Origin of the sequence: Citrobacter cronae (genome assembly GCF_016893685.1) — a bacterium.
GTDB lineage: Bacteria > Pseudomonadota > Gammaproteobacteria > Enterobacterales > Enterobacteriaceae > Citrobacter > Citrobacter werkmanii.
Map to the genome: position 1 here is coordinate 4,004,399 of NZ_CP069763.1, position 26,900 is coordinate 4,031,298.

Here is a 26,900-nt window from a genome sequence, read left to right on the forward strand (position 1 = left end):
ACTAAGGTTCGATTCGAGCGTCAGCGAGAAAGCGTTGCCGCAGGCAACGACCCGAAGGGCGAAGCGCGCAGCGCGGAGTCATCCTTCCCCCACCACCATCATTTCATAAAGCATCGACACCCAATCCAACTGCAATGCCCTATCGTGCCCGCAATATGCCTGATGCGCTGCGCTTATCAGGCCTACAGAGAGTTGACGTCTGCGTAGGCCGGATAAGGCGGTTACGCCGCCATCCGGCAAACAGGCATAAAAAAACCCCGCCGGAGCAGGGTCTTATCTTACACAGATAACCGATTAGTGACGCGCGCGTACAATCTGGTATTTACGGGTCAGATACTCGACCGGAACGCTCCAGATGTGCACCAGGCGCGAGAACGGGAACAGCAGGAACAGCGTCATACCCAGCACCAGATGCATACGGAAGATAAACGCCACGCCATCCAGATATTCAGACGCGCCGCCGTGGAAGGTCACCACCGTTTGCGCCCAGTTCACCAGTTTCATCATCTCGCTACCGTCCATATGCTGAGCGGAGAACGGAATGGTCAGCAGGCCAAGGGCACACTGGATAACCAGAATGGACAGCACCAGAATATCCGCACCAGTGGTGGTGGCCCGCACGCGTGGGCTGAACAGACGACGTTTCAGCAGCAGCACGCCGCCGACCAGACACATCACGCCTGAGGCGCCGCCCGCAAACATAGCCATCTTTTGTTTCACTTCCAGCGGTAGCCACGCTTCGTACATCCAGTGCGGCGTCAACATGCCCAGAAAGTGCCCGGCAAAAATGCCCAGGATCCCGATATGAAACAGGTTTGACGCCAGGTTCATCCCTTTGCGATCCAGCATCTGGCTGGACGCCGCGCGCCAGGTATATTGTCCATAGTCATAACGCAGCCAGCTGCCGATCAGAAAGACAGAACCCGCGATGTACGGATAGATGTCAAAGAAGAACGTATTCAGGAAGTGCATTATTGCTGTCCTCCGGTGGTGATATTCAGATACTGCGGCGCAACGGCCCCGGCAAAACGACGCTGGTGAGCGGAGATTTCCGACTCACCACACCCCTGATCGGCGAAGAATTTCACCTGCTCTTCTTCCCAGACCGCATCAAGCGCTTGTGGTGTATCATCACGCGCTTCATCCGCAATTTTTTCAGCCACTTTGTCGCTGTCGATAACGGTATTCGCCAGTTTTAGCAGCAGATCAAACAGCACCGCATAACGGCTGTCACGCTGTTGCAAGCGAGCGCTGAGCAAAGCCAGAATCGGCGCGATATCCTGTAAACCACCTAACGCTTCGCTTTTCGGCAACTGCGCAAGGTATTCCAGATACAGCGGCAGATGATCGGGAAGTTCACGGCTGTCGAGCTGCAAACCGTGCTGCTCATACTGTGCCATCAGGTCAACCATCGCCTGACCGCGATCGCGAGACTCCCCGTGAACATGTTCAAACAGCAGCAGCGATGTGGCGCGGCCCCGGTCAAACAGTTCGCTGTAGGCGGCCTGTACATCCAGCATGTCCTGCGCGGTTAAATCGCGCAGGAAAACGCCCAGGGTCTGGGCATCCTCTTTATCCAGGTTCTCAGATGACGCGAGTGCATCGAAAAGCTCCTGCTGATGCTGCCATAAGGCAGCATCCGGGTACTCGAGCAGACGCGAAACAATGACGAGTTCAATCATTGGTGCGGCTCCGTTTTGCTGGTCACATCAACAGCGTCGATGCGGCGGCTGTTGAACAGATTGAATTTGGTATCAGAACCGTGGCAACCATCGCCGAAGGTAAAGCCACAACCGCTTTTCTCCGGGAATGCCTCACGCGCCAATTCACGATGGCTGCTTGGCACCACGAAACGATCTTCATAATTAGCAATCGCCAGGTAACGATACATTTCCTGTGCCTGCGCTTCGCTTAATCCCACCTCTTCCAGCGCACGGGTATCAACTTTTCCGTCAACAGTTTCCGCACGTTTGTAGTGACGCATTGCCAGCATACGTTTCAGCGCCAACAGTACCGGCTGAGTGTCGCCAGCGGTCAACAGGTTCGCCAGGTACTGAACCGGGATACGCAGACTGTCTACATCAGGCAGAATGCCGTTGCTGCCAAGCTCGCCCGCATCGGCGGCAGATTGAATCGGTGACAAAGGCGGCACGTACCAGACCATCGGCAGCGTGCGGTATTCCGGATGCAGCGGCAGCGCCAGCTTCCAGTCCATCGCCATTTTGTAAACCGGAGACTGTTGTGCAGCATCGATGACGCTCAGTGGAATACCATCTTTTAGCGCCTGTTCAATGACAGCCGGATCGTTCGGATCGAGGAACACGTCCAGTTGACGCTGGTACAGATCTTTTTCGTGCTCAGTGCTGGCCGCGCTTTCGATCGCATCTGCGTCATACAGCAGTACGCCGAGATAACGGATACGGCCAACACAGGTTTCGGAGCAAACGGTCGGTTGACCCGCTTCGATACGCGGGTAGCAGAAAATGCACTTCTCGGACTTCCCGCTCTTCCAGTTGAAGTAAATCTTCTTGTACGGGCAGCCGGTGATGCACATACGCCAGCCGCGGCACTTGTCCTGGTCGATCAGCACGATGCCATCTTCTTCACGCTTGTAGATAGCACCACTCGGGCAGGTCGCCACACACGCCGGGTTAAGGCAGTGCTCGCACAGGCGCGGCAGGTACATCATGAAGGTGTTTTCGAACTGGCCGTACATCGCCTTCTGCATGTTTTCGAAGTTCTGGTCCTTGGCGCGTTTTTCGAATTCGCCGCCCAGAATTTCTTCCCAGTTCGGACCGCTGGTGATTTTGTCCATCCGCTGACCGGTAATCAACGAGCGCGGACGGGCAATCGGCTGCGCTTTGCTGCCTTCCGGCGCGGTGTGCAGATTCTGATAGTCGAAATCAAACGGCTCGTAGTAGTCATCCATACCCGGTAGATGCGGGTTAGCAAAGATTTTACCCAGCAGCAGCGCACGGTTACCCATGCGCGGTTGCAGTTTACCGTTGATTTTACGGATCCAGCCGCCCTTCCATTTTTCCTGATTTTCCCAGTCATTGGGGAAACCGACGCCAGGCTTACTTTCCACGTTATTGAACCAGGCGTACTCCATACCTTCACGGCTGGTCCAGACGTTTTTACAGGTCACTGAACAGGTGTGGCAGCCGATGCACTTATCAAGATTCAGCACCATGCCGACTTGTGAACGAATTTTCATTTTACGCTCTCCTGTACCTGGTCATTGCCTTCGCCATCCAACCAGTTAATGTTCTTCATCTTACGTACAACGACGAACTCATCGCGGTTTGAACCGACGGTGCCGTAGTAGTTAAAGCCGTAGGCCAACTGTGCATAGCCGCCGATCATATGGGTCGGTTTCGGCGTAATACGGGTCACCGAGTTGTGGATCCCGCCGCGCTGCTGGGTGATTTCTGAACCCGGCAGGTTAACAATACGTTCCTGCGCGTGGTACATCATGGTCATCCCGGCCGGCACACGCTGGCTGACAACAGCGCGGGCAGTTAATGCACCGTTGCTGTTGAAGACCTCGATCCAGTCGTTATCTTCGATACCCAGGTCTTTCGCATCCGTTTCACTCATCCAGACGATCGGACCACCGCGTGACAATGTCAGCATCAGCAGATTGTCGCTGTAGGTGGAGTGGATACCCCATTTCTGGTGCGGCGTCAGGAAGTTGAGCGCTTTTTCCGGGTTACCGTTAGACTTCTCGCCGATCACCGCTTTCACTGAACGGGTATCGATTGGCGGACGATAAACCAGCAGGCTTTCACCGAAATCACGCATCCACTGGTGATCCTGATACAACTGCTGGCGACCAGACAGTGTACGCCATGGGATCAGCTCATGAACGTTGGTATAACCGGCGTTATAAGACACATGTTCATCTTCCAGGCCTGACCATGTCGGGCTGGAGATAATTTTGCGCGGCTGCGCCTGTATATCGCGGAAACGAATTTTTTCGTCTTCTTTATTTAGCGCCAGATGCGTATGGTCACGACCGGTAAATTCACTCAGCGCAGCCCAGGCTTTAACGGCTACCTGACCGTTAGTTTCCGGCGCCAGGGTGAGGATCATCTCGGCGGCATCAATGGCGGTATTAAGCCAGGGCTGGCCTTTCGCCGGGCCTTCAGCCTTGGTGTAGTTGAGCTTACGCAGCAGATCCATTTCGCTCTGGGTATTCCAGGCAATCCCTTTCCCGCCGTTACCGATTTTTTCCATCAGCGGGCCGATGGAGGTAAAGCGTTCATAGGTTGCCGGATAATCACGCTCTACGGTCATGATGTGCGGCGCGGTAACGCCAGGAATCAGGTCGCACTCACCTTTTTTCCAGTCCTTCACGTCCAGCGGCTGCGCCAGCTCAGCGGCGGAATCGTGCTGAATCGGCAGCGTAACAACGTCGGTTTCTTTACCGAGGTGGCCCACGCACACTTCAGAGAATTTCTTCGCGATGGCTTTATAGATTTCCCAGTCGCTCTTCGATTCCCAGGCCGGGTCAACGGCGGCAGACAACGGATGAATAAACGGATGCATATCCGAGGTATTCATATCGTCTTTTTCATACCAGGTTGCGGTCGGCAGCACGATATCGGAATACAGACAGGTACTCGACAGACGGAAGTCCAGCGTCACCACCAGATCCAGCTTGCCGTCCAGTCCGTTGTCCTGCCATTCCACTTCTTCTGGCTTCACGCCGCTCTGCTGGCCGAGATCTTTCCCCTGAATACCGTGTTCAGTACCCAGCAGGTACTTCAGCATGTACTCGTGGCCCTTACCGGAAGATCCGAGCAGGTTGGAACGCCAGATAAACAGGTTACGCGGATGGTTTTTGCCGTTTTCCGGCTGTTCCGCCGCAAAGCGAAGAGAACCGTCTTTCAGGGCGTTAACGGTGTAATCCACCGGCGTCATGCCGGCTTTCTGCGCTTCTTCAGCGATACGCAGCGGGTTAGTCCCTAACTGCGGTGCAGACGGTAACCACCCCATTCGTTCAGCGCGAACGTTGAAGTCAATCAAATGACCGCTATAACGGGATTTGTCTGCCATCGGGGACAGCAATTCCTGTGCGGTAACCGTCTCATAGCGCCATTGGCTGGAGTGGTTATAGAAGTAAGAGGTGCTGTTCATATGACGAGGCGGACGCTGCCAGTCCAGCGCAAACGCCAGCGGCTGCCAGCCGGTTTGCGGGCGCAGTTTTTCCTGCCCGACATAGTGGGCCCAACCGCCGCCGCTCTGGCCGATACAGCCGCAGAACACCAGCATATTGATCAGGCCGCGATAGTTCATATCGAGGTGGTACCAGTGGTTCAGACCTGCACCGACGATAATCATCGAACGACCGTGCGTTTTATCGGCGTTATCCGCAAATTCGCGGGCGATGCGCACGATTTGAGCGCGCGATACACCGGTAATTTTCTCTGCCCATGCCGGCGTATACGCTTTCAGGTCATCGTAGCTGGTTGCACAGTTTTCATCGTTCAGACCGCGTTCCAGACCGTAGTTGGCCATGGTCAGATCGTAAACGGTCGTCACCAGCGCGGTAGAACCGTCAGCCAGTTGCAGACGTTTAACCGGCAATTTGTGCAGCAGAATGTTTTCCAGTTCAACTTTATTGAAGTGTTCGGTACCTTCGCCGCCAAAATAGGGGAAGCCGACTTCAGCGATGTCATCCTGGCTACCGAGCAGACTGAGTTGCAGTTCGGTTTCATCGCCCGATGTACCGTCGCGCTGCTCGAGGTTCCATTTACCCTTTTCGCCCCAACGGAAACCAATTGAACCGTTTGGCGCAACCATTTCACCGTTGCTGTTGATAGCGACGGTTTTCCATTCCGGGTTATTTTCCTGGCCCAGAGAGTCAACCAGATCCGCTGCACGCAGCATACGACCAGCAGCATAATAGCCGTCGCGCTCTTCGAGCATCACCAGCATTGGCATGTCAGTATAACGACGAACGTAGTCGGTGAAGTACTGGCTCGGGTTATCGAGGTGGAACTCGCGCAACATGACGTGGCCCATCGCCATTGCCATCGCCGCATCGGTCCCCTGCTTCGGCGCCAGCCACAGGTCGCACAGTTTGGCGATTTCTGCGTAGTCCGGCGTAATCGCTACCGTTTTGGTGCCTTTATAGCGAACTTCAGTAAAGAAGTGCGCATCCGGAGTACGGGTCTGCGGGACGTTAGAACCCCATGCAAGAATGTAGCTGGAGTTGTACCAGTCAGCGGATTCAGGGACGTCGGTCTGTTCGCCCCAGGTTTGCGGAGAAGCCGGCGGCAGGTCGCAGTACCAGTCATAGAAGCTCAGGCAGGTACCGCCAATCAGCGACATATAGCGTGCGCCGGATGCGTAAGAAACCATCGACATCGCCGGGATCGGCGAGAAGCCTGCGACGCGGTCAGGACCATAGGTTTTGATGGTGTACACGTTAGAAGCGGCAATCAGTTCATTGACTTCCTGCCAGGAGGAGCGAACGAAGCCGCCACGACCACGCGCTTGTTTGAAGCTTTTTGCTTTGTCGGCGTCTTCGATAATGGATGCCCAGGCATCTACCGGATCGCTGTGCAGTTTTTTGGCTTCACGCCACATCTTCATCAGACGTTTGCGCATCAGCGGGTATTTCAGACGGTTAGCGCTGTAGAGATACCAGGAATAGCTCGCACCACGCGGGCAGCCGCGAGGCTCGTGGTTTGGCATATCTGGACGGGTGCGTGGGTAGTCAGTTTGCTGGGTTTCCCAGGTCACCAGACCATTTTTCACATAGATTTTCCAGCTGCATGAACCGGTGCAGTTTACGCCGTGGGTTGAACGCACGACTTTGTCATGCTGCCAACGCTGGCGATATCCGTCCTCCCAGTCCCTGTTGGTATTGAGAAGCTGGCCGTGCCCATCGGCAAAGGTTTCGCCCTTCTGCTTGAAGTAGCGAAACCGGTCCAGGAATTTACTCATCGGTTTTCTCCTGTAGGAGCCTGACGGCTCTCTGATAAATCGACATTGCTTATTTGCCAGCGAAGGTAACGCTCTGAAAGGGCGTGAGAATTGATAACGATCAAGGCAGACAGGGATGAAAAATGAGGGGCGTTTTTCACATACCCCCTAAGTGGGATATCACTGAATTAATTAAATCATTGAATTTAAATAACTTTTTAAAATCCACTTATCATGTAAATGTTAAATTCTTTATAAGTGGGTATTAAGGGGTATCCCCCTGCCAGGCATATTGCGAGCACCGTTCTCATAGGATGTTGTCATGTCACAACACAAGAGTATGTTGTAACTAATGGCAGGCAAAAAAAAGCGCGGTCTAACGCCGCGCAATGGATAATCAACCTACACTTCATCCTTCAAACTGCCTCTGCGTTGGCTGCGCTCGTTCTCCCCAGTCACTTACTACAGTAAGCTCCTGGGGATTTCTCACTTGCCGCCTTGACGCAATTCGAATGATTTTGTGTATACCACTTTTTTACTTTTTAGAATGACGTCCGTACACCGCCCAGGTGATAACCACGCAGGCGACATAGAAGATCACAAAGACTTTCATCGCATCAACAGGTGAGCCCGTTAACGCCAGGGAAGTACCAAATGCTTTGGGGATAAAGAAGCCGCCAATCGCGCCAATGGCAGAGATAAAACCGAGCGCAGCCGCAGTGTCGGTTGCCGCTTCACGCATCGCCTTCTCTTCTGACCCGCCTTCCGCTTTCACTCTGTCCATCGTCAGTTTGCGGAAGATAACGGAGATCATCTGGAAGGTTGAACCACTGCCCAGACCGGCCGTCAGGAACAGCGCCAGGAACACCGCGAAGAAAGCGGTAAAGTTGCCCCCTACGCCATTGGTTGGCAGCGTCAGGAACAGCAAGGCACTGAAGAGAGCCATCAGCACGAAGTTCACCAGCGTCACGCGAGTTCCGCCCAGACGGTCAGAAATTGCACCGCCAGCTGAGCGCGCCAGCGCGCCAATCAGCGGGCCAAAGAAGGCGTAATGCAGGATCTGTACCTCAGGAAACTGCGTTTTTGACAGCATCGCGAAACCGGCTGAGAAGCCGATAAATGACCCGAAGGTTGCCAGATACAACAGGCTCATGATCCACAGGTGCCCGCGCTTTAGCACCGGCAATTGCGCTTTCAATGACGCTTTTGAGGTTGCCAGTTCGTTCATACCAAACCATGCAGCCAGCGTCAGCACAGCGAGGAACGGAACCCAAATCCATGCGGCGTTTGCCAGATACAATTGCGTGCCATCCGGTTGCTCAACGCCCTGGCTACCAAATGCAGCGAAGATTGACAGTGAGACCACCAGCGGAGCAACCAACTGCATTACGCTGACGCCCATGTTGCCCAGACCACCGTTCAGACCCAGCGCACCGCCTTGCTTTTGTTTTGGAAAGAAGAAGCTGATATTCGCCATGCTTGATGCAAAGTTCGCACCGGCAAAACCGCACAGTAAGGAGATAATAATAAAGGTACTAAATGGCGTGGTGGTATCCTGCACCGCAAAACCTAACCATACGCATGGGACGATCAGGATACCGGTGCTGAATGCCGTCCAGCGGCGTCCGCCAAACAGGGGAACCATAAAGGAGTACGGCACACGCAGCAGCGCGCCGGAAACCGATGGCAACGCCGTCAACATGAACAATTGCTCCGTGGTGAAATTAAAGCCGACTTTCGGTAAGTTCACCGCTACGGCGCTAAATAACATCCACACGCAAAACGCCAGCAGTAAGCAAGGGACGGAAATCCACAGGTTACGGCTGGCGATTCGTTGACCACGCTGTTGCCAGAAGACAGGATCTTCCGGCCGCCATTCTGTAATTACAGCTCCAGATGCCCTTTCCGGGGCAGATGAGTGACTCATAGACACCTCTGATACTTGTTTCGATGCCTGCAACCTTAGGGTTTACAGCTGGAGGTAAGTTGATATAAATCAAAGGAAAAGGTGTCATTATTCATGCCTAAAATTTATTATCACCCTAAATGAGTACATTACTTCGGTAAAAAAGATGTGGTTTTTCACGCTTCTGTCGTCTTCTACTCCCCCCGACCCATGACCTCCCCCTTGGCTGGCAATTAAGAGGTAGCCCGTTTGAGGTATGGGTATACTCCAGTGTATCGCCGAGAATAACGCCACTGCCTGCAGCAGAACCGTTATTCAAAAGGGTTTCTGTTCTACGAAGACCCGAAGGAACAAGTCACCATGTTTAAACGTTGTCTCTCCCCGCTTACGCTGGTCAACCAGGTGGCGCTGATTGTTTTATTGTCTACTGCCATCGGCGTGGCAGGTATGGCTGTCTCCGGTTGGCTGGTTCAGGGCGTTCAGGGTAGCGCCCATGCAATTAACAAAGCCGGCTCGCTGCGTATGCAGAGTTATCGTCTGCTGGCGGCGGTACCCCTGGAAGCCGACGATCAACAGCTACTGGATGAAATGGAGAAAACGGCGTTTAGTCCAGAGTTAACGCGAGCCGCACAGCGCGATGGACAACAGGCGCAGTTAAAAGCATTACAGGATTACTGGCACACTGAGCTGGCGCCAGGGCTTGCCCACGCGCAAACGCCTGATGCGGTAGCGCAAGATGTAACGCGCTTTGTCGTTGGGCTGGATAAGCTGGTTACCGCCTTCGACCATACCACCGAATTACGCATTGAACGCGTCGTCCTGCTACATCGCCTGATGGCAGCATTTATGGCCTTACTGCTGGTCTTCACCATTATCTGGCTACGCGTACGTCTGCTGGAACCATGGAAACAGCTATTGGCGATGGCGCGAGCCGTCAGCCAACGTGATTTTACCCAACGTGCGCATATCAGCGGGCGTAATGAGATGGCGGCTCTGGGCTCGGCGCTGAATAATATGTCGGAAGAGCTGGCTGAAAGTTATGCGGTACTGGAACAGCGGGTGCAAGAGAAAACGGCCGGGCTGGAGCATAAAAATCAGATCCTCTCTTTTCTGTGGCAAGCCAACCGCCGCCTGCATTCTCAGGTGCCGTTGTGTGAACGACTCTCTCCGGTGCTGAACGGCCTGCAGAATTTGACCCTGCTACATGATATTGAGCTGCGGGTTTATGATCTGGAGGATGAAGATAATCATCAGGAATTTACCTGTCAGTCCAATGTCAGTTGCGATGAGAAAGGATGTCATCTGTGCCCACGCGGTACGTTGCCCGCGATAGACGGTGGTATCACGCTGAAATGGCGGCTGACCGACGCGCATACCCAGTATGGTATCCTGCTCGCTACGTTGCCGAACGGACGCCATCTCAGCCACGATCAGCAACAACTGGTCGATACCCTGGTTGAGCAACTGACCGCGACGCTGGCGCTCGACAGACATCAGGAGCGCCAGCAGCAGTTGATCGTGATGGAAGAGCGTGCCACCATTGCGCGCGAACTCCATGATTCTATTGCACAATCGCTTTCATGTATGAAGATGCAGGTTAGCTGTTTGCAGATGCAGGGCGATGCGCTGCCCGAGAATAGCCGCGAACTGCTTAGCCAGATTCGTAATGAACTGAACGCCTCGTGGGCGCAACTGCGTGAGCTGTTAACGACCTTCCGTTTACAGCTCACCGAACCCGGATTGCGACCCGCGCTGGAAGCCAGCTGTCAGGAATACAGCGCCCGCTTTGGTTTTGCGGTTAAGCTGGACTATCAGTTGCCGCCGCGCCTGGTCCCTTCGCATCAGGCGATTCACTTATTACAAATTGCTCGTGAAGCCCTGAGCAACGCCCTGAAGCATTCCCATGCCGATGAAGTCGTCGTGACGGTGGTGCAAAATGGCAAACAGATCAAACTCACAGTACAAGATAACGGCTGCGGCGTACCGGAAAACGCCGAACGCAGTAACCACTACGGCATGATAATAATGCGCGACCGTGCGCAGAGCTTGCGCGGCGATTGCCGAGTACGCCGTCGTGAGACAGGCGGTACTGAAGTTACTGTCACTTTTATTCCCGAAACAAACTTCACAGAAGTCCAAGGAGATACCCATGAGTAATCTGGAACCGGCAACCATCCTGTTGATCGACGATCATCCGATGCTGCGAACCGGTGTAAAACAGCTTGTCAGCATGGCGCAGGATATCACCGTTGTCGGTGAAGCCAGCAATGGCGAACAGGGTATCGAGCTGGCTGAATCTCTTGATCCCGATCTGATCCTGCTTGATCTCAACATGCCCGGCATGAACGGTCTGGAAACCCTCGACAAGCTGCGTGAAAAGTCCCTGTCTGGCCGCATCGTGGTGTTTAGCGTATCCAATCATGAAGAAGATGTCGTTACCGCACTGAAACGCGGCGCGGATGGTTACCTGCTGAAAGATATGGAGCCGGAAGATTTACTGAAAGCATTACAGCAGGCCGCCGCCGGTGAAATGGTACTGAGCGAAGCCTTAACGCCGGTTCTGGCCGCCAGCCTGCGCGCCAACCGCGCAACGTCTGACCGTGATGTCACCCAGTTGACGCCGCGCGAGCGCGATATTCTCAAACTTATTGCCCAGGGCCTGCCCAACAAGATGATTGCCCGCCGTCTGGACATCACCGAAAGCACGGTTAAAGTTCATGTGAAGCATATGCTGAAGAAAATGAAGCTCAAATCACGCGTAGAAGCGGCGGTTTGGGTGCATCAGGAACGCATTTTCTGATAACGAAGTCGTGCATCATGGTTAACGAGGATCATTTGCCGAAACGCTGATAAACGGTTCGGTCAGTGATAGCGTGATCTCATTGGAAGAGACACGCTGGCCCAGTTCATCCTCTACCACTACCGACAGCCGCCAGCGGTTTGTCGCCCCTTCTCTACTGTCCCACTTCGGCATAATAATCGTCCAGCCCTGTGCGCTTCGTGTACTGCTGCCAGCGGTTAAGCTCAGCGCCTGAGTATCGCCCTGCCATGCAAGGTGGCGAATCCCATGCAGGCTGCGCACTTGTACCTTCAGCGCCACCGTGTCTCCCGGCTTGAGATCCCAGGGCGGCGTGGCCAAAAATACCGACAGGGTTTTACGCTGGCGATACTCCAGCGTCGGCAAACTATTCCGCTGCGGATCGTCATAACGACTGCCGCGCAGCGAGCGGCTGTTCGCCACTTCGCTAACCATCAGCTGTTTTTTTAACGGAACGCCGAAACGATAATTCAGCGTTAATCCGAGGTTATTCTGACTGACGCCATTTTCACCCTGCTTATGCTGCGCAGTCATCGTAATCAGCGGCACCGGCGTATAGCTCAACCCGAGGTTCACCGCCACCGGATTGTGATACCCGGTTCCTGAATGAAACAGATCCACCCGGTCGCCAAAATACTGTTCAACACTGACGCTGGTATTGAGATGTTGATAGAACGGCATCCGCATTTGCGCGGTCAGGTCGTAGCCGCGGGCCATCCGTTGTTCCTGTGTGGTGGAACGATTCTGCCAGGAGGAAAACGGCTGGTAGTAGTTAGCAGATAAACGTAAATACTCGCCCCACGCTTCTGCACCTAAGCCGCCCCGGGGCAGATTTTCATCCAACAGATTGTCATAAAACGTGTTGTAACCCAGTAGCCAGCCGTCATGTACCCAGCGCTGCCCAATTCCCGCATTGCTGACTAAGCCCTCATCCTGTTGCGTTAAGCCTAACTGGCTCCAGGTAAGATAGCGCTGATTGTCCTGCCACGGAATAAACCAACTTCCCCGGCTGCCGGTAAAGCTGCCCTCTTTATCAACCTGCAACCCGACGCTGGCATTTCCCCAGGGAGAGAGCCAGGATTCCAGTTGTTGATTCACCTGTTCGCTGACCGTGTCACGTACCTGACCAAACGCGAACTGCTTCGCCTGCTCGCCGGTATCAAGGCCGTTATCGGTCATACTGGCTTCACCGAATGCTTTCACCATTTCGGCGAAATGCTTTTCGCCTGCCCGCGATTCCGGCGCCATACCGAGATCGGACAAGCCATCGCTATTGTTATCGAATGGGTTTTCAGCCTGGTGAATAAAAGAGGATTGTGCGCTGGCAGTACCCCCTGCCAGTGGCAAGAGTGCAAATACGGCGAGAGGGAAATAAATAATACGGCTCAAATCGTTAGTTATTTCTTAAATCAATTAATCAGGCACACTTAACCTAAACCATAACGTCTTCAGCAATTAATTGCAGCCTTTATCCCCGTTTTCGGGATTTTCTGACCCGAATAATCAGGGGTAGCCACATGCTTTCTTTTCGATATCTGGTACAGGGAGTACCATACACGCCAGGAATTATCCCTCCCATCCGACAACAGGAGTCAAAATGCAAAAGATAGTGATCGTCGCGAACGGTGCGGCCTATGGAAGCGAATCGTTATTTAACAGCCTGCGTCTGGCCATCGCCTTGCGTGAACAAGAAGCCTGTCTCGATCTGCGTCTGTTTTTAATGTCGGATGCGGTTACGGCGGGATTACGCGGTCAGAAACCGGCGGAAGGATACAATATTCAGCAAATGCTGGAGATCCTGACAGCGCAAAACGTTCCGGTAAAACTGTGCAAAACCTGCACTGATGGCCGTGGGATCACCGACCTGCCTTTAATTGATGGCGTCGCCGTGGGCACGCTGCCAGAACTGGCGCAATGGACGCTGGATGCAGATAAAGTATTGACCTTCTGACAGCGCCTTACAGGCACGCGCACTGAAAGTGCCGGAAATTTCCGGATTTTATCTTAGATGGGCGCGGTTTCGTTGAACGTTAGCACGCCCTTTCAACCGTCTTGAGGAATTTTGTCACTTTTGTTTAATCGTTATGCCATTTTTTGATCAAAATCAGCATCCTGTTGCTCCCCCTTTGGTGTTATGCAATGAGTGAAATGTGAACAACATCACGCAGCACTTTCGACAGAAAGTACGTTGTTTTCAAGAACGGGGTGAAAAATGGCATTAGTGAAGGCGAGTTTAAAGTTATTTGGTGGCGATACGGTGGTTGTGCGCTGTTCCGAGCGCTGTCACATCCATCTGATGAGCGAGAAAAATCACGTCAAAGACACGCAGTCCGACATCTTAAGCGTGCAGGACCGTGATAACGCATGGTTGACCGTACCTTATACCGGCGTCTGGAACGTGCTGATCGACAGCCACAGTCAGTCGCTTGAGCATTCGATAAGTTTTATTGCAGCGTAATCGTGAAATGCCCGATAAGCACCAACTGTCGGGCACACAACACTCCGCCGACGCTATGCAAAACCTGGTCGTATAATCCCTTCCGGCAGGTTCTCTCCCAACAATCGTTTGACCGTAATCACCAGATCGTTAAGACAATCATCCTGCATTCCCAGCTTCACCAGTTCTTGTTCCAGCGAGAACAGATACTGGGCATTAGTGCCTAAAGGTCCGCTGGCCGCAGCGATAAGCGGCGCGATCACCTGCGCGCGTGTATCCGACTCAAACAGCGGATGGCGCGGATCCATAATAAAGACCAGCGCGTTTACCGTCCGTCCGTCATCCAGCGCCAACTGACACCAGGTCGGCAGGTAGCAACCGGTGATCATTTCACGCTTCCACAGCAGAGAAAGCTCTTGCTCCAGCGATGCGTCTGGTAAGCGATAAGCCACACCGGTAGTGCGTCCACCCTCTTTCAGGGCCAGCATCCGTCCCGGTTGACAGGCCGTTCCTCGCCCCGCCGTCAGACGCAGGCAAAATGCACGGTGCCAACCGACCAATGTTCCGGTACAGGACTCTTCAAATTCTAAGGCCGGGTTCCACATCAACGATCCATAACCGAAGATCCACACCGGTCCATCATCTGGTCGGCAAGCAAGCGTGGCGGCCAGTGAGGCTGCCCGTTGTTCCGCTGACCAGAGTAGTGATTCTTCAATAGCGCCAAACGCCGTCTTACAGTCGGCATTCAATAAAAAATCACGCGTTAACACCTTACACCTCCGCCACTGCAGCTTCCCTGCGACAACTTTTTTGACGCCTTCCGGGCATTTTTACTGCTCATTTTGAAACCAATAGCTGGACAATAGGCAATTCACCGCTCGCTTGCAAGCCAGTAACGGCGCGGCGTAGCACGATTCGCTAACGGATGACTCAGGCTAGTTTATAAAGGCATTATAATTGATACCGTTACGTCTTTTTATGCCATTTATCATCATCACCTTTTTGATAATCATTTTTCACCGCCGCCCACGCCACCTTGTGCGCTGTCTCTTCGCGAGTGGCATCATCGCGACGGTCAGATTTATCTTTATACTGTTCCCAGGCGCTGTTAAAGGCTTCTTTATAGATGTCCTGAGCATGGGATGGCAGAACATGCTGTACGCTGTCAGGCAGATCGCTTTTAGATTTATAGGGCATTGTGAACTCCTCTTTTTGGGCTAAACCTTAAGTGTGGTTAACAATGCTGCGATGCGCCAATAATGAACATTTTTAAATTACTTCTTCATCTAACCTTCTGTTAATTAAATACTCTATAAACAAGACGTTTGTTTTTGGCCACTTAGAGATGGAAAATAAGCGATGCGGTAAAATTTCGTAAAATGTCACCTACAAAACCGCTTTTTCTGTTATTTTTTACATTCTTTAATACTTTTATAATTATAAATACCTGCAGAGATGGAGAATTAACTTAATGACACAACTACATGAGGCGGTAAAAACCCGCCACAAGGAGACCTCTCTCGTCTTCCCGATTTTGGCGCTGGTAGTACTGTTCTTATGGGGGAGCAGTCAGTCACTACCAGTGGTCATCGGCATTAATGCGCTTGCCCTTATTGGTATATTAAGCAGCGCATTCAGCGTTGTCCGTCATGCGGACGTATTAGCACATCGACTTGGCGAACCCTACGGCTCGCTGATTCTCAGTCTGTCAGTTGTTATTCTTGAAGTCAGTTTAATTTCCGCATTAATGGCGACCGGCGATGCCGCGCCTACGCTAATGCGCGACACGCTGTATTCGATCATTATGATCGTCACCGGCGGTTTAGTCGGTTTTTCATTACTGCTGGGCGGCCGCAAATTTGCCACTCAGTATATGAACCTGTTTGGTATTAAGCAGTATTTAATCGCCCTGTTTCCACTGGCCATTATTGTGCTGGTGTTTCCAATGGCGTTACCGGGAGCCAATTTTACTACTGCGCAGGCGCTACTGGTGGCGCTCATTTCTGCGGCAATGTACGGCGTCTTCTTGTTGATTCAAACAAAAACGCACCAGAGCCTGTTCATTTACGAGCATGAAGATGAGGGTGACGACGACGATCCGCATCACGGTAAGCCGTCAGCGCACAGCAATATATGGCACGCCGCCTGGCTCATCATTCACCTGATGGCTGTTATCGCCGTCACCAAGATGAACGCCAGTCCACTGGAAACCTTGCTGACTGAACTCAATGCGCCCGTGGCATTTACCGGTTTCCTGGTGGCGCTGTTGATCCTCTCGCCTGAAGGGCTGGGGGCGCTGAAAGCGGTGCTGAACAATCAGGTACAGCGGGCGATGAATTTGTTCTTCGGTTCAGTATTAGCCACTATTTCACTCACCGTACCGGTAGTGACGCTGATAGCGTGGGCAACAGGAAATGATTTGGTGTTTGCTTTGGGCGCGCCAGAGATGATTGTCATGGTCTCGTCGCTGGTACTGTGCCACATCTCTTTCTCCACCGGACGAACCAATGTGCTTAACGGCGCCGCGCATCTGGCGCTATTTGTCGCCTATCTGATGACGATATTTGCCTGATAACTTGTTTGGCGGGATCCACGGCCCTTTGCAGGGCCGTTTTCTTTTAGCGCGTTTATTGCTCCGGATAAACCTGTTGGCCATCGACAAACGTTAATAACGATTCCGTTTGATGCAGCTTGTCTGGCGCAATAGCCATAATATCTTGATTCAGCACCGCAAAATCGGCGAGCTTACCTGCTTGCAAACTTCCTCTTTGCTGCTCAGCAAAAGCCAGCCAGGCGGCATTTCGGGTATACATTTTTAACGCATCTTCCCGACTTAACTGGCGGGTGTTATGGCGTACTGAGCCGTCGAGCGCTTTACCTGTGACATGATATTCAATGGCATGCCACACTCCCGCAACGCCAATCCGCGTCGCATCTGTACCGCCGGCAACGATTACCCCCTGCTCTAACGCGGGTTGCACTGGCGATGATAGCGCCGCCACCGTTTTACCATTTGCGCGTTCAATGGCAGGAGATTCAAAATATGGCCCCATCTGAACAGAGTAGGCTAAACCGAGTTTCTTCATGCGGGCAATCGTTTCGGGCGTACCGGTATTAAGATGCGCAATCGACCAGCGCAACGGCGCAATATCATGCGATTTAGCCACCTCGCTAATGACATCTAAAATCGCATCCGCACTGTCATCGGTATAAGCATGTATTTCAACGGCAACACCTTCTTTGGCGGCAAGCTGAAGCACCTTTAATTGTTCTTGTTGGGACTCTGCTGGGGATGTGAACCCAGATGACATCCGCACGCCATCATTCATTGCCATCACCAGGCTTTCACCGAAGCCCAGAAAGGCTATTCTGCCGTCATCATGCATTGCCGGGCGAAACGCCAGGCGTTGTTTAAACCATTCCGTTTCATTACCAGGCGGTGCGGATAAACGATATCCAACGCGTATCCTGAGAGGTTGCTGCTGCTGAAGTTTAAAGAAATCACGATAAGCTTGCTCATGCCCGGCAGAAGGATCGATAAACCCGACCACGCCGCGTTTATTTAAATAACGTACAAAGGCGTTAAGGTTCTTTTCCACATCGCCAGTCTGGCTAATCTGGGCGAAAAGCTGGTTAAAACTGCCAATGGTCCCGCGCAATTTCCCCGTTGCCAGCCCTTTATCATCGCGTTCTATCACGATCCCTGCCGGAACATCCGGCTGTGGACTATTAAGTTTTAGGGTCTCGATAGCCTTTTGATTTAACAGCGCATAGTCATAAAGGCTTTGTATATATGCAGGATGATGGGGCAGCGCCTGATTCAGTTCCTGAACCGTCGGATCCCGCTTTTCAGCAAATTGTTCAGGTATCCATGAACCCACCACCGCCACCCATTGCTCAGCGTCTTTCTTTGCCGCAGATTGCGACAGTTTATTTAACGCATCGGGTAAATTTTTAGTATCAAACCAGTAGGTTTCAAATAAAAATGTCCTTCCCCCCCGAATGCCATGCAGATGCGCATCAATTAACCCCGGAATAACAGTTTGCCCCGTAAGATTAATTTCCTTCGTGTTCGGTCCGGACCATTTTTTCACCGTTTCATTATTACCCACCGCAATAATATGCCGCCCTTTTACCGCCAGCGCCTGCGCATTGGGTTGTTGTTCATCCATGGTAATCAACTTGCCGTTATACAAAATAACGTCGGCCTTGTCCTGAGAATGCGCCAGAAATGAAATTCCTATCAGAATTGCGGCCAACGCTACGTTGCGCATAGCCGGAGGGGGAGTATTAAAGCAAAGTCCCAGTTTACCCATCATATTTATCTACCTTTTCATGTGATGAAAATCAGGAAAGCTGATGCAACACCGCCTGGCTGGCGATGTGTGCGCTGGATAGCAAACGTTCGAGCGTATGCCCACAACGGGCTTTTCCCGACAGACCAAGCATCGTGGTACTGATGTAATCGGTCAGGCTATCAGCCACTTCGGGATGGCGCTGTGCAATAAAGTCATGAATTTTATGTTCTGCAACCGAGTAGAAAGCCCGGGCCACCTGCCGCGCCTGCGGATCGTTGCTATGCGTGCCCTCCAGAACCAAACAACCAGGCGCATGCGGATCCGCGGCATAGCGTCGCGCCGCCTCTTCAAGCAACGCAGCAAGGCTTTCGGCAACCGGTCTGTCAGAACGCAAAATGTCATCAAACGGGATCGCATCAGTTTGTACATAGCGACCAAGCACACGTTCATAAAGACCGATTTTGTTCCCAAAAGCGGCATAAAAACTGGGGGGTTTGATGTTCAGGGCCTGCGTAACATCCGCTACGCTCACAGCGTCGTATCCATGTGCGTGAAATAAGGGCTGTACTTTGGCAACAGCCAGTTCCGGATCAAAATTACGTGGTCGGCCTGGGGCGCGCGAACATTTTGTAGTGCTCATTACAAATCCATTGACAGAAAACCATGCACCCATTATATATCGATCACTACATAATTGTTCAAGGAGTATCTCATGTCCCCATTTAACGGCAAATCAGTTCTGGTTCTTGGCGGAAGTCGGGGGATTGGCGCGGCTATTGTGCGCCGTTTCGCCGCAGATGGCGCAGCGGTTACCTTTACCTATTCAGGCTCCGCAGACGCTGCAAAAGCGCTTGCGGATGAAACAGGTTCCCACATGACGCAAACCGATAGCGCCGATCGCGATGCCGTCATTAACCGGGTACGGGAAAGCGGCCCGCTGGATGTGTTAGTGGTGAATGCAGGAATTGTGCTGTTCGGCGACCCGCTGGAGCAGGATCCCGATGACGTTGAGCGCCTGTTCCGCATTAATATCCACGCGCCCTGGTACGCGGCAGTAGAAGCGGCACGACAAATGCCTGACGGCGGGCGGATTATCATTATTGGTTCAGTGAACGGCGATCGTATGCCAATTGCCGGTATGGCTTCCTACGCGTTAAGCAAATCTGCTCTGCAAGGCCTGGCAAGAGGGCTGGCCCGTGATTTCGGCGCGCGTGGCATTACGGTCAACGTAGTGCAACCGGGGCCCATTGATACTGACGCTAATCCAGCAGAAGGTCCATTGAAAGAGCTGATGCACAGCTTTATGGCGCTAAAACGCCACGGTCGACCAGAAGAAGTGGCCGGAATGGTTGCCTGGCTGGCTGGTCCGGAGGCCGGGTTTGTGACGGGAGCTATGCATACAATTGATGGGGCGTTTGGCGCCTGACAGTAATAACAGGCCGGAGACAAGTGCCCCGGCCTGTTCAGCTGTCTTAGTTCTCAGTATCGAGCTCGTCGAAGCTTTTCACCAGGTCATCAATCGCTTTGATCTGCGTGAGGAACTGTTCCAGTTTCGCCAGCGGCAGTGCGGATGGACCATCGCATTTCGCATTGGCTGGATCCGGATGCGCTTCAATAAACAGGCCTGCCAGACCTACCGCCATGCCCGCGCGCGCCAGTTCAGTCACCTGACCACGACGGCCGCCGCTTGCGGCGCCAAACGGGTCGCGGCACTGCAGCGCATGGGTGACGTCGAAAATCACCGGCGAATTGCCAGAGACCTTTTTCATCACGCTAAAGCCCAGCATATCCACAACCAGGTTGTCATAACCGAAGTTCGCGCCACGGTCACACAGGATAACCTTATCGTTACCGCCTTCATGGAATTTATCCACGATATTACCCATCTGACCCGGACTAACGAACTGCGGTTTTTTCACGTTGATAACGGCACCGGTTTTCGCCATCGCTTCCACCAGATCGGTCTGGCGAGCGAGGAATGCCGGCAGTTGAATCACATCCACCACGTCAGCAACAGGCTGTGCCTGGCTGGCTTCGTGAACGTCGGTGATCACTTTTACGCCAAAAGTTTGCTTCAGCTCCTGGAAGATTTTCATCCCTTCTTCAAGGCCCGGTCCACGGTAAGAGTGGATGGAAGAACGGTTGGCTTTATCAAAGGAGGCTTTGAACACGTAAGGGATACCCAGTTTTTGAGTAACGGTTACGTAGTGCTCACAAATGCGCATCGCCAGATCGCGGGATTCCAGCACGTTCATTCCGCCAAACAGCACGAACGGCAGGTCATTTGCCACGTTGATGTCGCCAATGCTAACCACTTTTTGTTTCATAGGATCGCCTTAAACGGTAGGTAAAGTGTCATTAATCAATGCAATACAATTTGTTTGTGCGAAATGGTATTAATCTGCGCACGAATCATTTCGCTGATCGGGTCTTCCGGACACTGCTCAACGAAATAACTTAAATCTGTCAGCGCAACATGTTCACACTCCAGTTGCGCATATATCAATCCCCGATCGCGTATTTCATACGGGTCTTCAGGATTAAACTGTAATAATGCTTCACTGGCTCGCAGCGCCAGTTCCATTTGCCGCTCTTCCATCAGCGATGATTTCAGCGTGTCGAGCAGTTTGCGGATCACTTCTGCGTTATCCGCTTCATCCAGATCTTCATTAAACAGTTCCGCGACCGGGCTGATGTTCCCCTTCAGCCACACTTCCAGCGTGTGTTCATTTAACGTTTCGCCATTGAACGGATTAATTAGCCACATTTCGCCATCAAGCGATTCAATGCGCAGGATGAGTTGTGTCGGGAAAATCACCGGTACCAGCGGCAGATCCAGTCGGTTGGCAATCCATAATAAGATCGCGCCCAACGACACCGCACTGCCCTGACGATTTTTCAGAACCTGGTCGAGCCATAGTGCATCAGAAAGACGATAGACGCCGTGGGTATCCGTAAACCCCCATTCGCCGTAAAAAAGTGCCAGCAGTTTTTCCAGTTGCTCATCCTGAGACAGGAGCTGGCTAATTTCTTCTTGCGCCAGACTGACCAGACGTTCCAGTTCGTCATAGACAGTTTGTGTTGGAAAATCCAGACGGATAGACTCCGACGCCAGGATCATCCCATCACACAATGGCGCTTTATTAAATTCGAAATCAGCTAACGACCTCATGACTTACCCCAGTAACGGTATTTTTGTGGTGGCGAGTTTAATGATGATGTACAGCACCACCAACGCCAGCGGAAATGCGACTAATCGCGCCTGCTGGCTGCGCGCCCGACGGTAATCGAGTGCAATAAAACCCAAAACGATGTAAATGATAACCCCAAACAGCTTTTCAGTCAGCCATGTCCCTTGTTCGGTGAATGGCAGGATGTGCGTTTTAACCATTAACGCCACGCCGCTGACTAATAAAACGGTATCCACCACCGGCGGCACAATGCGCGTCCAGCGGGCACGGGCTAGACGCGCGTCGGTGTAACGCCACCAAAAACGCAGCGTCAGCAGACTAACGGAAAGCGCAATGCTGATGAGATGAACGTTGAGTAACACACTGATGGTACTCATGATGGGATGCGTCCAAGCGTAATTCGCTCGTTGCCGCCATAATCACGGCAGGTTTCAACCGCCAGATAACCGGCGCGCGTAAAGGCATCGCGCACGGCCTCACCCTGCTGCCAGCCATGTTCCAGCAACAGATAGCCGCCGGGCGTTAACACGTGCTGAGACCGATCGATAATATGTACGATATCCGCCAGCCCCCGATCGCCCGCCACCAGCGCCGACAGCGGCTCAAAGCGCACATCGCCCTGCGCCAGATGCGGATCCTGTTCGTCGATGTACGGCGGATTGCTGACAATCATGTCAAACTGCTGCCCCTGTAAAGCGCTAAACCAGTCGCTTTGCAGCACGCGAACATTGTCGATAGCCAGGTGCTGCGTATTGCGCATAGCCAGCGCCACGGCATCCGGCATCCGATCAACCGCCGTCACCGCGCAATCCGGACGCTCGGTTGCCAGCGCCAGGGCAATCGCGCCCGTACCGGTCCCCAGATCGAGAATGCGACATGCACAGGCTGGCAAGCGAGCCAGCGCCTGCTCCACCAGACACTCGGTATCCGGACGCGGAATCAGCGTGGCCGGTGATACAAACAGCGGCAGCGACCAAAATTCGCGAACGCCGGTTAAGTGCGCCACGGGTTCGCCCCGCTGACGCCGCTCCAGTAACGTGTCGAGCTGCTGACGCTGCGCCTCGGTTAACAGCGTTTCGCCAAAAGCCAGAATAAAGGTGCGCCCCTTACCGGTAACGAACTCAAGTAAAATCTCGGCGTCACGGCGCGGGCTTTCGCTTACCGGTAATTGGCTTATCGCTTCACGCAGCCAGTGCTGATAGTCCATTAATCCTGCTCGGACAATGCCGCCAGTTGGTCGGCCTGGTATTCCTGGACAATTGGCTCAATGAGCATATCCAGTTTGCCTTCCATCGCTTCATCCAGACGGTAGAGCGTCAGGTTAATGCGGTGATCGGTCACGCGCCCCTGCGGGAAGTTATAGGTGCGGTTGCGATCGCTGCGATCGCCGCTGCCCAGCAGGTTGCGACGTTCAGAGGCTTCCGCCTGTTGACGCCTTGCCACTTCGGCCGCACGAATGCGCGCCCCCAGCACCGACATCGCTTTCGCTTTGTTTTTATGCTGTGAACGTTCGTCCTGACATTCCACCACGATGCCGGTTGGCAAGTGGGTAATACGGATTGCGGAGTCGGTGGTGTTAACGTGCTGGCCCCCTGCGCCTGATGAGCGGAAGGTATCAATACGCAGATCGGCCGGGTTGATGTCCGGCAGTTCAGCATCCGGCAGTTCCGGCATGACCGCGACCGTACAGGCAGAGGTGTGAATTCGTCCCTGTGATTCCGTCGCCGGTACGCGCTGCACGCGATGACCGCCGGACTCAAATTTCAGTCGGCCATAAACGCCTTCGCCGCTAATCTTGGCAATGACTTCTTTAAATCCGCCATGCTCGCCTTCGCTGGCGCTCATGATCTCAACCCGCCAGCGACGCGCTTCAGCGTAACGGCTGTACATGCGGAACAGATCGCCGGCAAACAGCGCCGCTTCATCACCACCGGTTCCCGCGCGCACTTCAAGGAAGGCGTTACGTTCGTCATCAGGATCTTTCGGTAACAGCAGAACCTGCAGGTGTTGTTCCAGTTGTTCACATTTCTCTTTTGCTTCGCGCAGTTCATCCTGCGCCATTTCACGCATTTCAGGATCGTCGAGCATCATCTGAGCCGTCTCGATATCTTCCTGAACCTGTTGCCAGTCCGTAAAACAGCGCGATACATCGCTTAATTGGGCATATTCGCGCGACAGTGCACGAAAACGTTCCTGGTCTGCGATAGTACCCGCATCGCCGAGCAGCGCCTGAACTTCTTCATGGCGTTCATGCAGGGCTTCCAGTTTGGCAACGATAGAAGGCTTCATAGGCGTAAATGCACCCTGTAAAAATAAGATTGGTGTGCTGCTACTCCAGCCCGAGGCTGTCGCGCAGAATATTCAGGCGTTCACTATCCCCGTCACGGGCGGCCTGTTGAAGTGATTTGGTTGGTGCATGGATCAGGCGGTTAGTCAGTTTCCAGGCAAGATCCTGCATAATGGCTTGCGCATCACCGCCCTGTTGAAGGGCGGCCAACGCTTTGGCGGTCAGTTCATCACGGATCTGTTCTGACTGACTGCGATACTCGCGGATAGTGTCGCTTGCGCCCTGGGCACGCAGCCAGGCCATAAACTCACTGGTTTCCTGCGCTACAATCGTTTCGGCTTCCACAGCAGCCGCTTTGCGCTGCGCCAGGTTATGCGAAATGATGCTTTGCAGATCGTCAACGCTGTACAAGTAGGCGTTGGACAATTTGCCCACTTCCGGCTCGACATCGCGCGGTACGGCGATATCCACCAGCAACATAGGCTGGTTGCGACGGTTTTTAAGCGCACGCTCTACCATTCCTTTACCGATAATCGGCAGCGGACTGGCGGTTGAACTGATAATAATATCGGCATCCTGCAAGCGGGCGTCGATATCGCTCAATGAAATCACTTCGGCGCCGACTTCATTCGCCAGCACCTGCGCGCGTTCACGCGTACGGTTGGCGATGATCATATTCTTCACTTTGTGTTCGCGCAAATGACGCGCGACCAGCTCGATGGTCTCGCCTGCGCCGACTAACAGCACGGTTACCGTGGAGAGCGATTCAAAGATCTGCCGCGCCAGCGTACAGGCGGCAAAAGCCACGGAAACAGCGCTGGCGCCGATATCGGTTTCGGTACGGACACGTTTAGCGACAGAGAACGATTTCTGGAACATGCGCTCCAGCGCACTGGCGTTCTGGTGGCCTTTCTGCGAATCCGCAAAGGCTTTTTTCACCTGTCCCAAAATCTGCGGCTCGCCGAGCACCAGCGAATCCAGACCACTGGCAACGCGCATCAGATGGCTGACGGCGTCATTGTCCTGGTGCCAGTAGAGGCTATTGCGCAAATCTTCTTCATTAAGGTTATGGTATTCGCACAACCAGCGAATCAGCGCTTCTTGCAGGTTATCCTGCTCTTCCACGCTGAGGTAAATCTCTGTGCGGTTACATGTCGACAGCACTACCCCGCCCTGCACCATTGGCAGCGCTTGCAGGCTGTCCAGTGCCTGATCGAGCGTATCCGGCGAAAACGTTACGCGTTCTCGCAGCGATACAGGTGCCGTTTTATGGTTAATACCAAGCGCTAAAAGGGTCATGTGAGCGGGAATAGTACCAGCGTTGATAAGGTTAGACTGGGTGCATCATACAGGATGCGTGCGGTCAATAAAAGAGACAGCCCCCTTTTGGAGTAATAGCTTAGCGCACAAATTTAAGCGATTTAAGATAACTTGAACGTAGACGATGTCAGATGGTGGCGCTAGCATTGAGAGTTATAACTGCAACGTATCTCAAGGATTTGTCATCATTATGACCCTGCCTGATTTTCGCCTGATTCGCCTGCTGCCCCTTGCAGCCCTGGTTCTTAGTGCCTGTACCCTCAACGCGCCGAAAGGTCCCGGCAAAAGCCCCGATTCCCCACAGTGGCGCCAGCACCAGCAGGAAGTACGCGCCCTGAACCAATATCAGACGCGCGGTGCGTTCGCTTATATCTCCGATCAACAGAAAGTGTATGCCCGCTTTTTCTGGCAGCAAACCGGACAGGATCGCTATCGTCTGCTGCTGACCAACCCGCTGGGCAGCACGGAACTGGAACTCAATGCGCAGCCGGGCAACGTTGAACTTGTCGATAACAAAGGTAAGCACTACACCGCCGACGACGCCGAAGAGATGATTGGTAAACTGACCGGCATGCCTATTCCGTTGAATAGCCTGCGCCAGTGGATCCTTGGCCTGCCGGGTGACGCTACCGATTACAAGCTCGACGACCAATATCGTCTGAGTGAAGTGAACTACAGCAAAGACGGTAAAAGCTGGAAAGTGGTCTATAGCGCCTACGACAGCAAAACGCAGCCTGCGATGCCGGCCAATATGGAGCTGTCCGACGGCTCCCAGCGTATTAAGCTGAAAATGGATAACTGGATTGTGAAATGATGAGCCATTGGCCCTCTCCGGCGAAACTGAATCTGTTTTTATACATTACCGGGCAGCGTGCGGACGGTTACCACACGCTGCAGACGTTATTCCAGTTTCTCAATTATGGCGACGAGATTGGCATCAATCTGCGCCACGACGGTGAAATTCATCTCTTAACACCGGTGGAAGGCGTTGCGCATGAAGATAACCTGATCGTGCGCGCGGCGCGTTTGCTGATGAAGACGGCGTCTGCGACCGCTCGCCTGCCCGCAGGAAGCGGCGCGGACATCAGTATCGAAAAACGCCTGCCGATGGGTGGCGGCCTGGGCGGCGGTTCGTCAAATGCGGCCACCGTTCTGGTGGCGCTGAATCATCTCTGGCAGTGCGGGCTTTCGGTTGATGAACTGGCGGCAATCGGCTTGACGCTGGGGGCGGATGTTCCCGTGTTCGTGCGCGGCCACGCGGCTTTTGCCGAAGGCGTGGGAGAAATTCTGACGCCGGTCAATCCCCAGGAAAAATGGTATCTGGTCGCTCATCCGGGAGTCAGTATTCCAACGCCGCTCATTTTTAACGATCCTGACCTCCCGCGTAACACGCCAAAAAGGTCAATAAAAACGTTACTAAAATGTGAATTCGGCAATGATTGCGAGGTTATCGCAAGAAAACGTTTTCGCGAGGTTGATGCGGCGCTTTCCTGGCTGTTAGAATACGCGCCGTCGCGCCTGACTGGTACAGGGGCCTGTGTCTTTGCTGAATTTGATACAGAGTCTCGTGCTCGCCAGGTGCTTGAGCAAGCCCCGGAATGGCTCAAAGGCTTTGTGGCGAAAGGCGTCAACCTCTCCCCTTTGCATAGAGCGTTACTCTAAATCATTCGGGTTTCAGGAAGATGGCGAGATGACGGAGCGCCTGGC

General features: G+C 53.2%; 24 protein-coding genes and 1 other RNA gene. 9 read left to right on the plus strand and 16 right to left on the minus strand.

Annotated features, from left to right (window positions below):
* A non-coding RNA gene (locus JSN25_RS17315) (RtT sRNA) lies at positions 1–98 on the plus strand.
* 196 nt (positions 99–294) lie between these two features.
* On the opposite strand, the gene narI is transcribed toward JSN25_RS17315, so the two are convergent.
* The 5 genes from narI to JSN25_RS17340 all read right to left on the minus strand — a co-directional run bounded on the left by narI (position 295) and on the right by JSN25_RS17340 (position 8,863).
* Complete coding sequence (gene narI, locus JSN25_RS17320; RefSeq protein WP_038641116.1) at positions 295–972, minus strand: respiratory nitrate reductase subunit gamma; 678 nt, start codon at positions 970–972, stop codon at positions 295–297.
* The gene (narJ, locus tag JSN25_RS17325; RefSeq protein ID WP_087856119.1) at positions 972–1,682 is read right to left on the minus strand and encodes a nitrate reductase molybdenum cofactor assembly chaperone; all 711 of its coding nucleotides are present in this window, start codon (positions 1,680–1,682) and stop codon (positions 972–974) included. The genes narI and narJ overlap by 1 nt, the downstream gene beginning before the upstream one ends.
* Positions 1,679–3,217, minus strand: a complete 1,539-nt coding sequence (gene narH / locus JSN25_RS17330; RefSeq protein ID WP_038641118.1) for a nitrate reductase subunit beta — start codon at positions 3,215–3,217, stop codon at positions 1,679–1,681. The genes narJ and narH overlap by 4 nt, the downstream gene beginning before the upstream one ends.
* The gene (locus JSN25_RS17335) at positions 3,214–6,957 is read right to left on the minus strand and encodes a nitrate reductase subunit alpha (RefSeq protein WP_137347843.1); all 3,744 of its coding nucleotides are present in this window, start codon (positions 6,955–6,957) and stop codon (positions 3,214–3,216) included. Before JSN25_RS17335 ends, narH begins: the two co-directional genes overlap by 4 nt.
* A 514-nt stretch (positions 6,958–7,471) precedes the next feature.
* Positions 7,472–8,863, minus strand: a complete 1,392-nt coding sequence (locus JSN25_RS17340) for a NarK family nitrate/nitrite MFS transporter (RefSeq protein WP_038641122.1) — start codon at positions 8,861–8,863, stop codon at positions 7,472–7,474.
* 339 nt (positions 8,864–9,202) lie between these two features.
* Between JSN25_RS17340 and narX the strand changes: the two genes are divergently transcribed.
* Both narX and narL read left to right on the plus strand, forming a co-directional pair.
* Positions 9,203–10,999, plus strand: a complete 1,797-nt coding sequence (gene narX / locus JSN25_RS17345) for a nitrate/nitrite two-component system sensor histidine kinase NarX (protein WP_204525177.1) — start codon at positions 9,203–9,205, stop codon at positions 10,997–10,999.
* Positions 10,992–11,642 (plus strand): two-component system response regulator NarL, encoded by a 651-nt coding sequence (gene narL, locus JSN25_RS17350; RefSeq protein ID WP_038641125.1) that lies wholly within the window; start codon positions 10,992–10,994, stop codon positions 11,640–11,642. Before narX ends, narL begins: the two co-directional genes overlap by 8 nt.
* Before the next feature lie 21 nt (positions 11,643–11,663).
* Here narL and JSN25_RS17355 read toward each other — a convergent pair whose 3' ends face one another.
* Positions 11,664–13,049, minus strand: coding sequence for a YchO/YchP family invasin (locus JSN25_RS17355; protein ID WP_204525178.1), 1,386 nt, complete (start codon positions 13,047–13,049; stop codon positions 11,664–11,666).
* 208 nt (positions 13,050–13,257) lie between these two features.
* On the opposite strand from JSN25_RS17355, the gene JSN25_RS17360 reads away from it, so the two are divergent.
* The gene (locus JSN25_RS17360; protein WP_038641128.1) at positions 13,258–13,611 is read left to right on the plus strand and encodes a DsrE/DsrF/TusD sulfur relay family protein; all 354 of its coding nucleotides are present in this window, start codon (positions 13,258–13,260) and stop codon (positions 13,609–13,611) included.
* Between the two features lie 261 nt (positions 13,612–13,872).
* A complete protein-coding gene (locus JSN25_RS17365; RefSeq protein WP_038641131.1) occupies positions 13,873–14,118 on the plus strand; it encodes a DUF1883 domain-containing protein in 246 nt (81 codons plus the stop codon).
* 53 nt (positions 14,119–14,171) lie between these two features.
* Here JSN25_RS17365 and JSN25_RS17370 read toward each other — a convergent pair whose 3' ends face one another.
* Complete coding sequence (locus JSN25_RS17370; protein ID WP_038641133.1) at positions 14,172–14,867, minus strand: gamma-glutamylcyclotransferase; 696 nt, start codon at positions 14,865–14,867, stop codon at positions 14,172–14,174.
* Positions 14,868–15,063: 196 nt separating this feature from the next.
* Complete coding sequence (gene chaB / locus JSN25_RS17375; RefSeq protein WP_038641135.1) at positions 15,064–15,294, minus strand: putative cation transport regulator ChaB; 231 nt, start codon at positions 15,292–15,294, stop codon at positions 15,064–15,066.
* Between the two features lie 274 nt (positions 15,295–15,568).
* Here chaB and chaA point away from each other — a divergent pair, with 274 nt between their 5' ends.
* Complete coding sequence (chaA, locus tag JSN25_RS17380) at positions 15,569–16,669, plus strand: sodium-potassium/proton antiporter ChaA (RefSeq protein ID WP_204525179.1); 1,101 nt, start codon at positions 15,569–15,571, stop codon at positions 16,667–16,669.
* 55 nt (positions 16,670–16,724) lie between these two features.
* On the opposite strand, the gene JSN25_RS17385 is transcribed toward chaA, so the two are convergent.
* On the minus strand, positions 16,725–18,416 hold the full coding sequence (locus tag JSN25_RS17385; RefSeq protein WP_204525180.1) for an amidohydrolase: 1,692 nt from the start codon (positions 18,414–18,416) through the stop codon (positions 16,725–16,727).
* A gap of 28 nt (positions 18,417–18,444) precedes the next feature.
* Positions 18,445–19,035, minus strand: coding sequence for a TetR/AcrR family transcriptional regulator (locus JSN25_RS17390; RefSeq protein WP_038641141.1), 591 nt, complete (start codon positions 19,033–19,035; stop codon positions 18,445–18,447).
* A gap of 72 nt (positions 19,036–19,107) precedes the next feature.
* Between JSN25_RS17390 and bdcA the strand changes: the two genes are divergently transcribed.
* Positions 19,108–19,821 carry an SDR family oxidoreductase gene (gene bdcA / locus JSN25_RS17395; RefSeq protein ID WP_085048084.1) on the plus strand — a complete coding sequence of 238 codons (714 nt, stop codon included), beginning with the start codon at positions 19,108–19,110 and terminating at the stop codon, positions 19,819–19,821.
* Positions 19,822–19,867: 46 nt separating this feature from the next.
* Here bdcA and kdsA read toward each other — a convergent pair whose 3' ends face one another.
* Genes kdsA through hemA form a run of 6 tightly spaced genes read right to left on the minus strand, consistent with a single transcriptional unit; the run spans position 19,868 to position 25,172 of the window.
* A complete protein-coding gene (kdsA, locus tag JSN25_RS17400) occupies positions 19,868–20,722 on the minus strand; it encodes a 3-deoxy-8-phosphooctulonate synthase (RefSeq protein ID WP_038641145.1) in 855 nt (284 codons plus the stop codon).
* Between the two features lie 35 nt (positions 20,723–20,757).
* Positions 20,758–21,567 (minus strand): invasion regulator SirB1, encoded by an 810-nt coding sequence (gene sirB1, locus JSN25_RS17405; RefSeq protein WP_006684256.1) that lies wholly within the window; start codon positions 21,565–21,567, stop codon positions 20,758–20,760.
* 3 nt (positions 21,568–21,570) lie between these two features.
* Positions 21,571–21,963 carry an invasion regulator SirB2 gene (gene sirB2 / locus JSN25_RS17410; RefSeq protein ID WP_121529128.1) on the minus strand — a complete coding sequence of 131 codons (393 nt, stop codon included), beginning with the start codon at positions 21,961–21,963 and terminating at the stop codon, positions 21,571–21,573.
* Positions 21,960–22,793 carry a peptide chain release factor N(5)-glutamine methyltransferase gene (gene prmC, locus JSN25_RS17415; RefSeq protein WP_121529129.1) on the minus strand — a complete coding sequence of 278 codons (834 nt, stop codon included), beginning with the start codon at positions 22,791–22,793 and terminating at the stop codon, positions 21,960–21,962. Before prmC ends, sirB2 begins: the two co-directional genes overlap by 4 nt.
* Positions 22,793–23,875 carry a peptide chain release factor 1 gene (gene prfA, locus JSN25_RS17420; RefSeq protein ID WP_038641152.1) on the minus strand — a complete coding sequence of 361 codons (1,083 nt, stop codon included), beginning with the start codon at positions 23,873–23,875 and terminating at the stop codon, positions 22,793–22,795. Before prfA ends, prmC begins: the two co-directional genes overlap by 1 nt.
* A 40-nt stretch (positions 23,876–23,915) precedes the next feature.
* Positions 23,916–25,172: a glutamyl-tRNA reductase gene (hemA, locus tag JSN25_RS17425; RefSeq protein WP_121529130.1), complete on the minus strand. Its 1,257-nt coding sequence runs from the start codon at positions 25,170–25,172 to the stop codon at positions 23,916–23,918.
* A gap of 211 nt (positions 25,173–25,383) precedes the next feature.
* On the opposite strand from hemA, the gene lolB reads away from it, so the two are divergent.
* Both lolB and ispE read left to right on the plus strand, forming a co-directional pair.
* Positions 25,384–26,007 (plus strand): lipoprotein insertase outer membrane protein LolB, encoded by a 624-nt coding sequence (gene lolB / locus JSN25_RS17430; protein WP_003020792.1) that lies wholly within the window; start codon positions 25,384–25,386, stop codon positions 26,005–26,007.
* Entirely contained in the window at positions 26,004–26,855 is an 852-nt protein-coding gene (gene ispE / locus JSN25_RS17435; RefSeq protein ID WP_204525181.1) for a 4-(cytidine 5'-diphospho)-2-C-methyl-D-erythritol kinase, read from the plus strand. The genes lolB and ispE overlap by 4 nt, the downstream gene beginning before the upstream one ends.
* Positions 26,856–26,900 lie beyond the last annotated feature (45 nt).

Excerpts from the sequence above, each read along its gene's own strand:
- chaB (WP_038641135.1), bottom strand. The coding sequence starts at position 15,294 with ATGCCCTATAAATCTAAAAGCGATCTGCCTGACAGCGTACAGCATGTT.
- sirB1 (WP_006684256.1), bottom strand. The coding sequence starts at position 21,567 with ATGAGGTCGTTAGCTGATTTCGAATTTAATAAAGCGCCATTGTGTGAT.
- JSN25_RS17385 (WP_204525180.1), bottom strand. The coding sequence starts at position 18,416 with ATGATGGGTAAACTGGGACTTTGCTTTAATACTCCCCCTCCGGCTATG.
- prmC (WP_121529129.1), bottom strand. The coding sequence starts at position 22,793 with ATGGACTATCAGCACTGGCTGCGTGAAGCGATAAGCCAATTACCGGTA.
- narI (WP_038641116.1), bottom strand. The coding sequence starts at position 972 with ATGCACTTCCTGAATACGTTCTTCTTTGACATCTATCCGTACATCGCG.
- bdcA (WP_085048084.1), top strand. The coding sequence starts at position 19,108 with ATGTCCCCATTTAACGGCAAATCAGTTCTGGTTCTTGGCGGAAGTCGG.
- JSN25_RS17360 (WP_038641128.1), top strand. The coding sequence starts at position 13,258 with ATGCAAAAGATAGTGATCGTCGCGAACGGTGCGGCCTATGGAAGCGAA.
- sirB2 (WP_121529128.1), bottom strand. The coding sequence starts at position 21,963 with ATGAGTACCATCAGTGTGTTACTCAACGTTCATCTCATCAGCATTGCG.
- narX (WP_204525177.1), top strand. The coding sequence starts at position 9,203 with ATGTTTAAACGTTGTCTCTCCCCGCTTACGCTGGTCAACCAGGTGGCG.
- narJ (WP_087856119.1), bottom strand. The coding sequence starts at position 1,682 with ATGATTGAACTCGTCATTGTTTCGCGTCTGCTCGAGTACCCGGATGCT.
- narH (WP_038641118.1), bottom strand. The coding sequence starts at position 3,217 with ATGAAAATTCGTTCACAAGTCGGCATGGTGCTGAATCTTGATAAGTGC.
- JSN25_RS17390 (WP_038641141.1), bottom strand. The coding sequence starts at position 19,035 with ATGAGCACTACAAAATGTTCGCGCGCCCCAGGCCGACCACGTAATTTT.
- ispE (WP_204525181.1), top strand. The coding sequence starts at position 26,004 with ATGATGAGCCATTGGCCCTCTCCGGCGAAACTGAATCTGTTTTTATAC.
- JSN25_RS17340 (WP_038641122.1), bottom strand. The coding sequence starts at position 8,863 with ATGAGTCACTCATCTGCCCCGGAAAGGGCATCTGGAGCTGTAATTACA.
- JSN25_RS17365 (WP_038641131.1), top strand. The coding sequence starts at position 13,873 with ATGGCATTAGTGAAGGCGAGTTTAAAGTTATTTGGTGGCGATACGGTG.
- prfA (WP_038641152.1), bottom strand. The coding sequence starts at position 23,875 with ATGAAGCCTTCTATCGTTGCCAAACTGGAAGCCCTGCATGAACGCCAT.
- hemA (WP_121529130.1), bottom strand. The coding sequence starts at position 25,172 with ATGACCCTTTTAGCGCTTGGTATTAACCATAAAACGGCACCTGTATCG.
- lolB (WP_003020792.1), top strand. The coding sequence starts at position 25,384 with ATGACCCTGCCTGATTTTCGCCTGATTCGCCTGCTGCCCCTTGCAGCC.
- narL (WP_038641125.1), top strand. The coding sequence starts at position 10,992 with ATGAGTAATCTGGAACCGGCAACCATCCTGTTGATCGACGATCATCCG.
- JSN25_RS17335 (WP_137347843.1), bottom strand. The coding sequence starts at position 6,957 with ATGAGTAAATTCCTGGACCGGTTTCGCTACTTCAAGCAGAAGGGCGAA.
- kdsA (WP_038641145.1), bottom strand. The coding sequence starts at position 20,722 with ATGAAACAAAAAGTGGTTAGCATTGGCGACATCAACGTGGCAAATGAC.
- chaA (WP_204525179.1), top strand. The coding sequence starts at position 15,569 with ATGACACAACTACATGAGGCGGTAAAAACCCGCCACAAGGAGACCTCT.